Raw genomic sequence first — 13,910 nt, 5'->3', positions numbered from 1 at the left:
CTGCCGCAACTGCCGTGACTACAGCTTCTCCACGGGCGCGTAGCGCAGCAGCAGCCGCTTCGGCTTGTCCTGCCCGAAGTCGATCGTGGCCTCGGCGTTGTCGCCCATGCCCTTGACCGAGACGACGGTGCCGAGCCCGAACGAGTCGTGCGTGACCCGGTCGCCGACGGACAGCGCGACGACCGGCCGGTCCTTGGCGCGCCGCGTGGCGAAACCGCTCGGGCCGGCCTTTCTCGACGAGGAGACGCCGGACGCCATGCCCGACACCGACGCCGACGGCGTCGCCGGTCCCGTGCGGCGCCACTCGACGTACTTGTCCGGGATCTCCTCCAGGAAGCGCGACGGCGGGTTGTACGAGGGCTGGCCCCAGGCGCTGCGCATGCTGGCCCGCGTGAGGTAGAGCCGCTCGCGGGCGCGGGTGATGCCGACGTAGGCGAGGCGCCGCTCCTCCTCCAGCTCCTTGGTCTGGCCGAGGGCGCGCTGGTGCGGGAAGACGCCGTCCTCCATGCCCGTGAGGAACACGACGGGGAATTCGAGGCCCTTGGCGGTGTGGAGCGTCATGAGCGTGATGACGCCGGTGCCCTCCTCGTCCTCGTCCGGGATCTGGTCGGAGTCGGCGACGAGGGCGACCTTCTCCAGGAAGTCCGCGAGGGTGCCCGCGCCCTCCTCCTCGCCCCGCTCCTGCTCGAACTCCAGGGCCACCGCCGCGAGTTCCTGGAGGTTCTCGATGCGGGTCTCGTCCTGCGGGTCGGTGGACGCCTGGAGTTCGGCGAGGTAGCCGGTGCGCTCCAGGACGGCCTCCAGGACGGTGGCCGGGCCGGCGCCGGACTCGACGACCGTGCGGAGCTCCTCCAGCAGGGAGGTGAAGCGCTTGACGGCGTTGGCGGAGCGGGCCGCCATGCCGTACGCCTCGTCGACGCGGCGCAGCGCCTGGGCGAAGCTGATCTTCTCCCGGAGGGCCAGTGCGTCGATCATGGCCTCGGCGCGCTCGCCGATGCCGCGCTTGGGCACGTTGAGGATGCGGCGCAGCGGGACGGTGTCCTCGGGGTTGGCGAGGACGCGCAGGTAGGCGAGGACGTCGCGGACCTCCTTGCGCTCGTAGAAGCGCACACCGCCGACGACCTTGTAGGGCAGCCCGACGCGGATGAAGATCTCTTCGAAGACGCGGGACTGGGCGTTGGTGCGGTAGAAGACGGCGACGTCCCCGGCCCTGGCGTCGCCGGCGTCGGTGAGGCGGTCGATCTCGTCGGCGACGAACTGGGCCTCGTCGTGCTCGGTGTCGGCGACGTAGCCGGTGATGGGGGTGCCGGCGCCGGACTGGGTCCAGAGGTTCTTCGCGCGGCGGTTCTGGTTGCGCTCGATGACGGCGTTGGCGGCGTTGAGGATGGTCTGTGTGGAGCGGTAGTTCTGCTCCAGCAGGATCGTGGTGGCGTCCGGGTAGTCCTCCTCGAACTGGAGGATGTTGCGGATGGTGGCGCCGCGGAAGGCGTAGATCGACTGGTCGGCGTCACCGACGACGCACAGCTCGGCGGCCTCGTCGCCGCTGCCGACGAGCTCGCGCACCAGGGTGTACTGGGCGTGGTTGGTGTCCTGGTACTCGTCGACGAGGACGTGGCGGAAGCGGCGCCGGTAGTGCTCCGCGACGTCGGGGAACGCCTGGAGCAGGTGCACCGTGGTCATGATGATGTCGTCGAAGTCGAGCGCGTTGGCCTCGCGCAGCCTCGACTGGTACATCGTGTACGCCTCGGCGAGGGTCTTCTCGAAGCCTCCCCCGGACTCCGTCTGGGAGGTGCCCCCAGCGGCCTGGGCGGCGAACGCCTCCTCGTCGATGAGCTCGTTCTTCAGGTTGGAGATCTTGGCGCTGAAGGACTTCGGCGGGAACTTCTTGGGGTCGAGGTCCAGGTCGCGGCAGACCAGCGCCATCAGACGCTTGGAGTCGGCGGCGTCGTAGATCGAGAAGGACGAGGTGAAGCCGAGCTTCTTGCTCTCGCGGCGCAGGATGCGGATGCAGGCGCTGTGGAAGGTGAGCACCCACATCGCGTTGCCGCGGGGGCCGACGAGCTGCTCGACGCGCTCCTTCATCTCCCCGGCGGCCTTGTTGGTGAAGGTGATCGCGAGGATCTGGCCGGGGTGGACGCCGCGGGCGCCCAGCAGGTGGGCGATGCGGTGGGTGAGCACGCGGGTCTTGCCGGAGCCGGCGCCCGCGACGATGAGCAGCGGGGAGCCGGAGTGCAGCACGGCCTCGCGCTGCTGGTCGTTCATCCCGTCCAGCAGCGCGGCGGGGTCGACGACCGGGCGCGGGGCGCCGTCGCGGTAGTACGCGTCCCGGGGGGCGGGTGCGTCGAAGGCCCCGCCGAAGAGGTCGTCCGGCAGGGGCTCGGGGGCCGCGTCGTCCTCCGGCGGCGGCGGGGGCTCCTCGTCGGAGGGGACGAGATCCGCCAGGAAGCTGTCGTCAAAGAGGCTGCTCATCGTTGTCCGAGTCTAGGCGGACCCGCCGACAGCCGGTCCCGGCTTCCCGGATCCGGCCGGCCCGGGGCCGGGTCACACCCAGAGGACGGCGATGAAGACGTTGGCCGTGGTCAGGGCGCCGACCGTGCCGAACGCGGCGGCCTCGACCCGCTCCTCGTCGCGCTTGACGTACACGAGTCCCAGGACGACGACCAGGAGCGCAAGTTTCAGGCCGATCTTCACGGTGTTCAGGGTGTGGCCCTGGGACTGGTGGAGGCCGACCAGCGCCACGCCCGTGACCAGCATCGTGAGCGCTCCGTGCAGCATCGCGGGGGTCATCCGGGCCCGGCCGTGGCCCATGGCCCTCATCTGGGTCAGGAAGCCTCCGAGCAGGCAGGCGATGCCGACGATGTGCAGGCCGACGATGGCGTGAATCAGTGCGTCCATGGACACCGACCCTAGCCCGGCGCCCGGTTCGCACCGAAATTGGGGCTGTACCACCAACTCGCCCTGAACCGGGGGAAGATCACCATTTCGGTCAGATGTGGGCCGGATCACTCCGAGTCGCCCGGAGGCTTCCGGCCGCCCCCGGTCGATTCACCGCCGATTGCGGCCATTTTCCGTCCAGTACCAGTCATGCGCGTTACCGCGGCACCTCGCGGTTTAGCGTCCTGTCCCCAGACGGCGGTGGCCCGCCCTCTCCCCCTCGTACGGGCCACCGCCGCACTGCTACCGCCTCCCTCCGGACCGGAAGGAAGTGACGGCCACCGTGGCGTCGCACCGCAAGCCCAAGCAGCACCCGCTCGTCGGCGGCACCGCACGGACCGCGGCCGGCCTCGCCCTGGCCGGCGCCGCCACCGCCACCGCCGCGGGCGGCACCGGCCACGCCGCCCCGCGGGCCACGCCGGACGAGGTGAAGGCCCAGGTCGCCCGCTACTACCGGCAGGCCGAGACGGCGACCGAGCAGTACAACGGGGCCAAGGAGCGCACCGACCGGGCCCGCGCCGCGCTCGACCGGCTCCAGGACGAGGCCGCCCGGAAGACCGAGCGCCTGAACGCGGCCCGGGACGCCCTCGGCTCGTACGCCGCCGCCCAGTACCGCACCGGCGGAGTGCCCTCCTCCGTGCGGCTGCTGCTCTCCTCGTCCCCGCAGCGCTTCCTCGACCAGGCGTCGCTGGCCGAGCGCAGCGGCGCCCGGCAGGCGTCGGAGGTGGCCCGGGTGCGGCGGGAGATCCGCGAGGTGCGCGAGGTGCGCAGCAGCGCCGAGGCGAAGCTCGGCGAGCTGGAGCGGGAGCAGCGTGCGCTGGCCCGGCACAAGCGCACGGTGGAGACCAAACTGGCGGCGGCCCGGGAGCTGCTCCACTCGCTGCCGCCGGCGCAGGCGCCGCACCGGGAGCACGCGGACGGGTCCGCGGAGCACGCCGTGCCGGCCCGGCTGCCGGTGAGCGGCCGCGCCGCGCAGGCCGTGGCCTTCGCCTACCGGGCGCTCGGCAAGCCGTATGTCTGGGGGGCCACCGGGCCGTCGGGCTACGACTGTTCGGGGCTGACGCAGGCGGCCTGGCAGGCGGCCGGCGTCTCGCTGCCCCGCACGACGTACACGCAGATCAACGCCGGGCACCGGGTCGCGCGGGACCGGCTGGCGCCGGGCGATCTGGTGTTCTTCTACTCGGGCGTCAGCCACGTCGGGATCTACGTCGGGGACGGGAAGATGATCCACGCGCCGCATCCGGGGGCGCCGGTGAGCGTCTCGTCCATCGACACGATGCCGTTCGCCGGCGCGACGCGGCCCGTCTAGACGGCCCGTCCGGCGGCCGTGCGCGGTCCCCTCGCCCGGGCCCCAGGCGGTCCCGGGGCCTAGGCGGTGAGCTGCTTGGTGAGCCACTGGAAGATCTCGGGGACCTGTTCCTTCCAGACGGCCGTGTTGTGGCCGCCGGCGTCCGCCGGGAGTTCCTTGACCTCGACCGTGGTGGGCAGCTTGGCGGCCTTCTTGACGTCCAGGCCCGACCGGTAGCCGTCGCGCTCGCTGCCGGAGAAGAACAGCGCCACCGGCGGCGGGGTCTTGGCCCGCTTGAGCATCTTCAGCGGGTTGTTCTCGTTGCGCAGCGCCGGGGTCTTGGCGGTGAGCGAGGCGCGGACGCCGATGGGGTCGTTGTAGCCGGAGAGGCTCACGCCGGCGTGGAAGCGGTCGGGGTGGGCGATGGTCAGCTTGGCGGCGCAGTGCGCGCCCGCCGAGTAGCCGGCGACGCCCCACGCCTCGGGCTTCTCGCTGACGCGGAAGTTGTCGACGACCATCTTGCGGACGTCGAAGCTCAGCCAGGTGTCGGCGTTGATCGTGCCGGGGGTGTTGGCGCAGCCGGTGTCGACCTTGGAGCCGAGGAGGGTGGTGCGCGGCGCGACGATGATGAAGGGCTGGATCTCGCCCTTCTCCATCATCGGCCTGAGCTGCTCGTTGACCTTCAGCGTGCCGAACCAGGCCTTGGCGGAGCCGGGGAAGCCGGGGAGGACCTCGACGACGGGGAACTTCTTCTTCTTGTACCGGGGGTCGTCGTACTGCGGCGGCGTCCAGACGTAGACCTCGCCGTTGACGCCGGAGACGCGGCCCTTGAGCTGGGTCTTGCGGACGCCCTCGCCCATGCGCCCGTCGGAGACGGCCGTGAACTTCTGGACGACCCGGGGCAGGTCCTTCATCTGCTTGCCGCCCGTGCCGTCCTTGCCGAGGTCGGCGGCGGCCGCGACGTGGTCGCCGGTACCGAGCAGGTCGTCCCAGTTGTCGTAGAGGCCGTTCGCGTTGTTGACGACCACGAAGACCATGGTGATCGCCGTGGCCTGGGCGAAGAGCAGCATCAGCAGCCGCGCGACGTACCGGACGATCCGGGGGCCCCCGATCCTGCTCCACAGCAGCAGCGGCAGGGCGAGGGCGACCACGACCAGGACGATCGTGGTCACGAAGAAGGGCGTCCCCATCAAGCTCATCGAGTCGGCTCTCGTTTCGGTCTGCGGCCTCTCGGCCCCGGCCCTTCTCTTGAGAGCCTTCCGCCACTGTTAGATGTCCGGGACCTCCTCAGGGTTCCCGGATGTGACGGAACGTGCGGTCCCTCACACCAGGCGGCGGGCGGTGGCCCAGCGGGTGAGTTCGTGCCGGTTGGAGAGCTGGAGCTTGCGCAGCACCGCCGAGACGTGGGACTCGACCGTCTTCACGGAGATGAACAGCTGCTTGGCGATCTCCTTGTAGGCGTAGCCGCGGGCGATCAGCCGCAGGACCTCGCGCTCACGCTGGGTGAGGCGGTCGAGGTCCTCGTCCACGGGCGGGGCGTCGGTGGAGGCGAAGGCGTCGAGGACGAAGCCGGCCAGGCGCGGGGAGAAGACGGCGTCGCCGTCCCGGACGCGGAAGACCGCGTCGATCAGGTCCGTACCGGTGATCGTCTTCGTCACGTAGCCGCGGGCGCCGCCCCGGATGACGCCGATGACGTCCTCCGCGGCGTCGGAGACCGACAGCGCCAGGAAGCGGACCGGGGCGTCGGCGGCGGTCGTCAGCCCCGCGCAGCGGCGCAGCACCTCGACCCCGCCGCCGCCGGGGAGGTGGACGTCCAGCAGGACGACCTCCGGGCGGGTCGCGGTGATCACGGTGACCGCCTGGTCGACGTCGGCGGCCTCGCCGACGACCTCGACGCCCGTGCGGTCGGTGGCGCCGATCTCGGCCTGGACGCCGGTGCGGAACATCCGGTGGTCGTCCACCAGCACCACGCGCACCCGGCGCCCGGGGTCGTCCGTCGTCCCGTTCATGGTCATCACGCGTTCTCCGCCCTCTCCATCTCCAGCTCCACTTCGGTCCCCTCGCCGGGGGCGGACCGCAGACGGGCCGTTCCTCCGTTGCGCTGCATTCTGCCGATGATCGACTCGCGGACGCCCATCCGGTCCTCCGGGACCTCGTCCATCGCGAAGCCGGGGCCCCGGTCGCGGACCGAGACGAAGACCGTACGCCCCTCGACCTCGGCGTACACCTGGACGGCGCCGCCCTCGCCACCGTACTTGGCGGCGTTGACCATGGCCTCCCGCGCGGCCTGGAGCTGCGCCCGCAGCCGGTCGTCGAGCGGGCAGTCGCCCACGACGACCACTTCGAGGGGGACGCCGTGGTGGTCCTCGACCTCCGCGGCCGCCGCCCGCACGGCCTCGGCCAGGGTCTCCGGCTCCTCTGACTCCTCCTTGCCGTGCCCCTCCGGGTCGTAGAGCCAGGCGCGCAGCTCCCGTTCCTGCGCCCGGGCCAGGCGGGCGACCTCGCGGGCGTCCTCGGCGTTGCGCTGGATCAGGGTCAGGGTGTGCAGGACGGAGTCGTGGACGTGGGCGGCGACCTCGGCCCTCTCCTGCGCGCGGATGCGCATCGTGCGCTCGGCGGAGAGGTCCTGCGTCATCCGCACGACCGACGGGCCCGCCAGCAGGGCGATGCCGACCAGGACGGCGAGCGACGCCTGGAGGACGGTGCCCAGGTGCTCGGCCGAGCTCTGCAGCACGACGATGCCGGTGACGCCGACGACGACGAGCAGGACCCCGGCCGCGGCGCGGGCCAGCGGCAGGACGCGCTTGCTGCGGCCGACCTCCATCCAGTGGGCGCGGCGGGCGTTGTCCGCCTGCCGCCAGACCAGGGCGACGCCGGCGCCGATCAGCACCAGCGGCCAGACGTAGACGTTGGCCCGCCCGAGGTGGAGCCGGTCGAGGAGGATCGCGGCGCCGACGATCAGCGCGAGGAACGCGAGGATCTGGCCGCGGTCGGGCTTGCGGGAGAAGAGGTGGCGGCGGCCGTCCGCCGCGACCCCGTCCTCCGGCACGGCGGCCGGGCGCGGCGCCTCCACGCCGCCGACGCCGAGCGGCACGACGAACCAGAAGACCGCGTACAGCAGGGCGCCCATGCCCTGCGCCATCAGCAGGGCCAGGAAGACCAGCCGCACCCAGGCGACGGGCACGCCCAGGTGACCGGCGAGGCCGCGGGCGACGCCGCCGAGCATCCGGCCCTCGGCGCTGCGGTAGAGCTTGCGCAGGGGGGCGGGGTCGGGTCCGGCCGGCGCGTAGGCGGCGCCGGGGCGTGGTTGCGTCGTCGGTGCGCCGGTCATGACGTCGATCGTCACACGGGACGGGTGCGCTCGGCATCGGGGTCGTCCCTGACGTGCCCCCTAGCCGTGGCCGGCCCCGGCCCGGGTGCGCAGCCCGTCGCGCACGGCGTCGAAGACCGGCCGGTGGCGGTCCCACTGCTCGGCCGGCGCGGAGAGGTACACGGCGTACTCGTCGCCGCCCGCCCTGCCGAAGCCCAGGTCGATGGCGCGGTACGGGCGGGCCCGGCCCTCGAACGAGAACTCCCAGACGGCGGCCGGGCCGCCCCGGAAGGCGGTCGCCTGCATCCGCAGCCGCCGGTAGCCGGTGAGCTTCGTCCTGAGCTCCCGCTCCACGTCCTGCCAGTGCCGCAGGGGGTCCGGGCTCGCGAGGTCGAGCACGTTCACCTTGAGGTCCACCCGCCCGGTCGGATCGATGTAGTCCACCTCGACCGCGGACTTCTGCCTCCGGCGCCACCCGTCCGGCACGGGCAGTCCCACCCCGAGGTGCTTCTCCTCCACCCAGTGATAGCCGCGGGGCAGGGCGGGCTGCCCGGACGGGGCGGTGCTCCTCGGGGACGGCGCGCCGGTGCCCGTACGCCGCGGCGCGACGGCATCGTCGTCCCCTCCTCCCCCGTCCGGCACGAGGACGAACGCCACGGCGGCGGCCGACAGGACACCGGCGACACCGCCGAGCACGGCCCACCGGCGGAAGCGGCGGCGGACGGGGGCGGGCCCGTCGCCGGGCCCGTCGCCCGGGGCGGAGGCCCGCGGTGGGGCGGGCGGGGGCACGGCGCCGGGGCCTTTCGCGGTGACCGCTCCGGCCGCACCGGCCGCGACGGCGTCCGACCCCCCGGCACCCGCCTCCCGGCCGGCCCCCGGCCGAGGGGGCGCAGCGCCGTCAGGTACGGCCGTCCCGGCCGGCGCGTCCACCGCTGTGGGCGCCGTGTACGGCGCCCCCGCGACGCGGGTCGTGGCCTCGGGGCCGGGGAGCGCCTCCGGGGCGGCGCCCACGGCGCCCACGGCGGTGGACGCGCCGGGCGCGCCCGCCGCCGTGCGCCCCTGCGGGGCGGGCGCGCCCGCGGCCTCCGCATCCTGGAGGATCTGCTCCACCAGCTCGGCCGGGGGGCGCAGGGCGGGGTCGCGGGTGAGGAGGGTTTCGATGAGGCGGGTCAAGGGGCCCGCGTGGCGCGGGGGTTCGAGGGGGTCGACGGCTATCGAGTACGCCGTCTCGATCGCCGTGTCGCGGCGGAAGGGCGGACGGCCCTCGACCGCCTCGTAGAGGGTGGCGCCCAGCGCCCACAGGTCGGCGGCCGGGCCGGGACCGGCGCCGCGGACGCGCTCGGGGGCGATGTAGTCGACGGAGCCGACCATTTCGCCGGTCTTGGTGAGTGTGGAGTTGCCGGCGAGGCGCGCGATGCCGAAGTCGGTGAGGACGACCCGCCCGTCGTGTCCCAGCAGGACGTTGCCCGGCTTGACGTCCCGGTGCAGCACCCCGGCCGCGTGGGCCGCGCGCAGGGCGGCGACCATGCGGCACCCGACGCGGGCCGCCTCGGCGGGGGCGAGGGGGCCCTGCTCCGCCAGGACCTCGCCGAGGGTCCGGGAGGGCACGTACTCCATGACGATGCACGGCATCCCGTCGTCCTCGACGACGTCGTGGACGACGACCACGTTCGGGTGGCTGATCCGCGCCGCGCTGCGCGCCTCGCGGCGGATGCGCTCGCAGAGGGTGGCGAGCTCGTCCCCGTCCGTCCCGTGCGGCACGCGCAGCCGCTTGACGGCCACGTGACGCCCCAGCAGCTCGTCCTTGGCGCGCCAGACGGTGCCCATCCCGCCGCGGCCGATGCGTTCGGCCAGCCGGTAGCGGCCGGCGAGCAGGTGCCCGGGGGTCGACGTGTCGGACATCCTGCGCACCTCCGCCCTTTTCTGCCACGTGTTCGATCGGCCACACCCTAACCGGAGCGGCCGGAACGGCCGGAGCCCCCTCGGGGACGCTCTCAGGGAAGGGCCAGGGTCACCACGGATGCCGCCCGGCGGCGCCGGTTGACACCATGGGCCCATGACTCACGCCCCACCGGCCCGCGCCGAGCGGCCCGCCCCTCCCGAGCGGGGCGGGACGCCGCTGCGCCGCAGCCGCGACCACAGGATGATCTCCGGCGTCTGCGGCGGCCTGGGCCGCTTCTGCGACCTGGACCCGGTGATCTTCCGGGTGGTCCTCGGGGTGCTGGCCGTCACGGGCGGCCTGGGACTGATCGTCTACGGCTTCGCGTGGCTGCTCGTCCCGCTGGAGGGCGAGGAGGAGAACGAGGGCCGCCGGATGCTGTCGGGCCGCGTGGAGGGCCCGGCGCTCACGGCGGTGCTGTGCGCGCTGGTCGGCTCCGGCCTGTTCCTGTCGATGCTCAACAACAGCGGCGCGATGGCGTTCTCCCTGATGCTGACCCTGGCCGTGATCGGTGCGGCCCACTGGTCGCGGCAGCGGCGCGGGGCGGACGGCGCGCCGGCGGAGGCGCCGGCGGCGCAGAAGACGATGGACGCCCCGCCGGAGACGCAGGCGCCGCCCCCGCCGGGCGCCCCGTCCTGGTGGCGCGCCCCGGTCGCCGCCCCGCGCGAGGCCGGCTACCTGTGGGGCCCGGACGACGGCGCGCACGCCCCCGCGGCGGCGGCGCAGGCGGTGGCCCGGGAGCGCGGGCGCCCGGCGGGCGAGGGCCGGCGGCTCGGCGGCTGGACGTTCCTGCTCGCCGTGGCCGCGTGCGCGGCCGGCATCGCCCTCACCCGGCACGACCACCCGCTGGGCACCACGCTGGAGATCGGCCTCGGCGCCGCGCTCGCCGTCTTCGGCGCGGGCATCGCGCTCAGCTCCCGCTTCGGGCGCACCGGCGGCGGCACGGTCACCCTGGCGGTGCTCACGGGCCTGCTGCTGACGGGCGCGGCGGCCCTGCCCGACTCGGTCACGGCCCACTGGCGGACGGTCTCCTGGCGCCCGGCCGCCGCGGCCGACCTGCGGCCGCGCTACGAGGTGGGCAGCGGCGTCGGCACGCTCGACCTCACCCGCCTGCCCCGCTCCGGCTCCGTCCGCCTCGCCACGGCCGCCGAGGCCGGCGCGGGACGGATCGAGGTCGTCCTCCCCCCGGACGTCACCGCGGACATCACCGCCGAGGTCGGCGTCGGGGCGATCCGGCTGCCGGACGAGAACCCCCGTGACGTGGACGTGAAGCCCCGGCAGACGCGGCACGCGGTCCTCGGCCCGGCCCCCGGCCACAGCGCGCGCGGCACGGTGGAGCTGCGGCTCAAGGCCGGGATCGGCGAGGTGGAGGTGACCCGTGCGGCGGCATGACTTCGAGCCCGGCCGGCTGATCGTGGGCCTGGTACTGCTGGGCGGCGGCCTGGCCTACCTGCTGGAGGCGGCGGGCCGCTGGCACTTCCCGGCGTACGCCCTGCTGCCCGCCCTCGTGGGCGGCCTGTGCCTGGCCGGGGCCGTCCCCAGCGTCACGTACCTGGTGCGCCGGCGCGGCGGCCGGCGCCGGACCGGGCGGTGACTCAGCCGGTGCGCAGCCCCAGCGCGCTGCCCTCGAGCCACTCCTGCCAGGAGAGGTTCCAGTCGCCGTAGCCGTTGCCGAAACGGTCCATCGGCTTGGGCCTGCTCCCGCCCTTGACCTCGACGACGTCGCCCTTGCGGCTCAGCCCGTAGAGCCACTTGGCGTCGGCGGTGGACATGCCGATGCAGCCGTGGCTGACGTTCTCCTTGCCGAAGGACTCGGCGTTGTCGGGCGCGGCGTGCACGTACTCGCCGCTGACCGTCTCGCGCATGCTGAAGTCGTACGAGCCGTAGAACCCGTCGGGGTGGTTGCGCGGGATGCCTATGGAGCGCGAGTCCATGACGACCCGGCCCTCCTTGGCGAGGATCGTCTTGATGCCCTGCCGGGTGCCAAAGCCCTTCGACTCGTCGCCGGCGCTGACCGGGATCGTGCGCAGCGTCTTCCCGTTGCGGACGACGGTGAGCGTGTGGGCTTCCAGGTCGACGGTGTTGACCATGGAGTCGCCGACGGTGAAGGAGACGGTGCGGTCGCGGTCGGCCGCGGCGCCGGGGCCGAGCTTCACGCCGGCGAGCCGCGCGTCCAGCGTCACCTTCGTCCCCGCGGGCCAGAACTTCTCGGGCCGGAAGTGGACGCGGGTGTCGCCCTTCGTCTCGTTCCAGTGCCAGGCGCCCGGGACCTTCGGGGACGTGGACACCTTCAGCCGGCCCTCGATGCCGGCCCGCAGCTCCTTCGCCACCTTCTGCTGCTTGAAGACGATCGCGACCGGCTGCCCGACGCCGACCGTCTCCCCGTTCGCCGGGGCGATCTCCGGCCGGACGACGCGGGCGGCGCCCGGCAGCAGGGCGGCCGGGGGCGCGGGCCTCTCGCCGACGACGGGGGTGGGCTTCGCGGACGCGGACGGGGACGCCGTACGGGCCGGCTCCTTCTTCTCCTCGGCGTCGGCGGCTCCGCCGCAGCCGGCGGCGGCCAGTCCGGCCAGGGCCAGGGCGGCGGACACCCCGAGGGGGCGGGCGAGGCGGCGCATCGTGCTCCTTACGGGTCCGGACGTGACACCGCCGGGGCGACCGCGCCCCGGCGTCGGACCATCGTAATGCGCACAAATACGCCGCTATGGGGCCCTCGGGACGAGCGCACCCCCGCCCGTCGGCGGGGGTGCCGTGCCCCCACGACGAACGACGGCCGGCCCCTCGTCCACAGCTGTGGACGAGGGGCCGGCCGTCGTTCGTCAGGGAGCCGTCACTCCCACTCGATCGTCCCCGGCGGCTTGCTCGTCACGTCGAGCACCACGCGGTTGACGTCCCGCACCTCGTTGGTGATGCGGGTGGAGATGCGGGCCAGCACCTCGTAGGGCATGCGCGTCCAGTCGGCCGTCATCGCGTCCTCGGACGAGACCGGGCGCAGCACGATCGGGTGGCCGTAGGTGCGGCCGTCGCCCTGGACGCCGACCGAGCGGACGTCGGCGAGCAGGACCACCGGGCACTGCCAGATCTCGCGGTCCAGACCGGCGGCGGTGAGCTCCTCGCGGGCGATGGCGTCGGCCTCGCGCAGCAGGTCCAGGCGCTCGCGGGTGACCTCGCCGACGATGCGGATGCCCAGGCCCGGGCCCGGGAAGGGCTGGCGCTGGACGATCTCGTCCGGCAGGCCCAGCTCCGAACCGACCATGCGGACCTCGTCCTTGAAGAGCTGCCGCAGCGGCTCGACGAGCTCGAACTCCAGGTCCTCCGGGAGCCCGCCCACGTTGTGGTGCGACTTGATGTTGGCCGTGCCCGTGCCGCCGCCGGACTCCACGACGTCCGGGTAGAGGGTGCCCTGGACGAGGAACTCGACGGGCTGGTCGTCCGGCGCCTCGGCGACGATCTCGGCCTGGGCCTGCTCGAAGACCCGGATGAACTCCCGGCCGATGATCTTCCGCTTCTCCTCCGGCTCGGTCACGCCGGCCAGGGCGGACAGGAAGCGCTCCTGCGCGTCGACGACCTTGAGCCGGACGCCCGTCGCGGCGACGAAGTCCTTCTCGACCTGCTCGGTCTCGCCCTTGCGCATCAGGCCGTGGTCGACGTAGACGCAGGTCAGCTGGGAACCGATGGCCTTCTGGACGAGCGCCGCGGCGACCGCGGAGTCCACGCCGCCGGACAGGCCGCAGATCGCCCGCTTCGAGCCCACCTGCTCACGGATGGCCGCGACCTGCTCCTCGATCACGTTGCCCGTGGTCCAGGTCGGCTCGATGCCCGCGCCGCGGTAGAGGAAGTGCTCCAGGACCTGCTGGCCGTGCGTGGAGTGCATCACCTCGGGGTGGTACTGCACGCCGTACAGCCGCTTCTCGTCGTTCTCGAAGGCGGCGACCGGCACCAGGTCGGTGGAGGCGGTGACGGCGAAGCCCTCCGGCGCGGCCGAGCAGGCGTCGCCGTGCGACATCCACACCGACTGCTCCGCCGGGGTGCCCTCGAAGAGCGTCGAGGACGCCTTCGAGACGTACAGCGCGGTACGGCCGTACTCGCGGGCGCCGGTGTTGTCGACGGTGCCGCCGAGGGTCGTGGCCATCAGCTGGAAGCCGTAGCACATGCCGAAGACCGGGACGCCGGCCGTGAACAGCGCGCGGGCGTCGTCGAGGAGCGGCGCGCCCTCCTCGTACACGGACGAGGGGCCGCCGGACAGGATGATCGCCTTCGGGTTCCTGGCGAGCATCTCGGCGACGGGCGTCGTGCTGGGAACGATCTCGCTGTAGACCCGCGCCTCGCGCACACGGCGGGCGATGAGCTGGGCGTACTGGGCGCCGAAGTCGACAACGAGCACCGGTTCCGCGGTGTGGTCGTGGGCGGCGGGAGGTGGTGCTGCTGACACGGGAGCG

11 protein-coding genes are annotated in these 13,910 nt (G+C 73.6%); 3 read left to right on the top strand and 8 right to left on the bottom strand.

The features are described from left to right. Positions 1-18 precede the first annotated feature (18 nt). Positions 19-2,469: a DNA helicase PcrA gene (pcrA, locus tag AC230_RS14370; protein ID WP_049716574.1), complete on the bottom strand. Its 2,451-nt coding sequence runs from the start codon at positions 2,467-2,469 to the stop codon at positions 19-21. Positions 2,470-2,541: 72 nt separating this feature from the next. Further along, positions 2,542-2,895, bottom strand: coding sequence for a hypothetical protein (locus AC230_RS14365; protein WP_049716573.1), 354 nt, complete (start codon positions 2,893-2,895; stop codon positions 2,542-2,544). Between the two features lie 322 nt (positions 2,896-3,217). Between AC230_RS14365 and AC230_RS14360 the strand changes: the two genes are divergently transcribed. Continuing rightward, positions 3,218-4,243, top strand: coding sequence for a C40 family peptidase (locus AC230_RS14360; protein ID WP_049716996.1), 1,026 nt, complete (start codon positions 3,218-3,220; stop codon positions 4,241-4,243). A 59-nt stretch (positions 4,244-4,302) separates the two neighbouring features. Here AC230_RS14360 and AC230_RS14355 read toward each other — a convergent pair whose 3' ends face one another. The 4 genes from AC230_RS14355 to AC230_RS14340 form a co-directional block, all read right to left on the bottom strand. After that, a complete protein-coding gene (locus AC230_RS14355; RefSeq protein ID WP_422125583.1) occupies positions 4,303-5,412 on the bottom strand; it encodes an alpha/beta hydrolase in 1,110 nt (369 codons plus the stop codon). 132 nt (positions 5,413-5,544) lie between these two features. Then, the gene (locus tag AC230_RS14350; protein ID WP_049716571.1) at positions 5,545-6,237 is read right to left on the bottom strand and encodes a LuxR C-terminal-related transcriptional regulator; all 693 of its coding nucleotides are present in this window, start codon (positions 6,235-6,237) and stop codon (positions 5,545-5,547) included. Further along, positions 6,237-7,553 carry an ATP-binding protein gene (locus AC230_RS14345; RefSeq protein WP_049716995.1) on the bottom strand — a complete coding sequence of 439 codons (1,317 nt, stop codon included), beginning with the start codon at positions 7,551-7,553 and terminating at the stop codon, positions 6,237-6,239. Before AC230_RS14345 ends, AC230_RS14350 begins: the two co-directional genes overlap by 1 nt. A gap of 60 nt (positions 7,554-7,613) precedes the next feature. Beyond that, positions 7,614-9,434, bottom strand: coding sequence for a serine/threonine-protein kinase (locus tag AC230_RS14340; protein ID WP_049716570.1), 1,821 nt, complete (start codon positions 9,432-9,434; stop codon positions 7,614-7,616). 154 nt (positions 9,435-9,588) lie between these two features. Between AC230_RS14340 and AC230_RS14335 the strand changes: the two genes are divergently transcribed. Then, the gene (locus AC230_RS14335) at positions 9,589-10,863 is read left to right on the top strand and encodes a PspC domain-containing protein (protein ID WP_049716569.1); all 1,275 of its coding nucleotides are present in this window, start codon (positions 9,589-9,591) and stop codon (positions 10,861-10,863) included. Next, a complete protein-coding gene (locus AC230_RS14330) occupies positions 10,850-11,065 on the top strand; it encodes a hypothetical protein (protein WP_049716568.1) in 216 nt (71 codons plus the stop codon). The genes AC230_RS14335 and AC230_RS14330 overlap by 14 nt, the downstream gene beginning before the upstream one ends. A 1-nt stretch (position 11,066) precedes the next feature. Here the strand turns inward: AC230_RS14330 and AC230_RS14325 are convergent, their stop codons facing one another. Together AC230_RS14325 and guaA are read right to left on the bottom strand one after the other, a co-directional pair. Next, positions 11,067-12,089 (bottom strand): L,D-transpeptidase, encoded by a 1,023-nt coding sequence (locus tag AC230_RS14325; protein WP_049716567.1) that lies wholly within the window; start codon positions 12,087-12,089, stop codon positions 11,067-11,069. A 212-nt stretch (positions 12,090-12,301) separates the two neighbouring features. Then, on the bottom strand, positions 12,302-13,903 hold the full coding sequence (gene guaA, locus AC230_RS14320) for a glutamine-hydrolyzing GMP synthase (protein WP_049716566.1): 1,602 nt from the start codon (positions 13,901-13,903) through the stop codon (positions 12,302-12,304). Between the last annotated feature and the right edge of the window lie 7 nt (positions 13,904-13,910).

This window comes from Streptomyces caatingaensis (genome assembly GCF_001187435.1).
GTDB classification, from domain to species: Bacteria; Actinomycetota; Actinomycetes; order Streptomycetales; family Streptomycetaceae; genus Streptomyces; species Streptomyces caatingaensis.
This window is presented reverse-complemented; position numbering and strand designations above follow the sequence as displayed.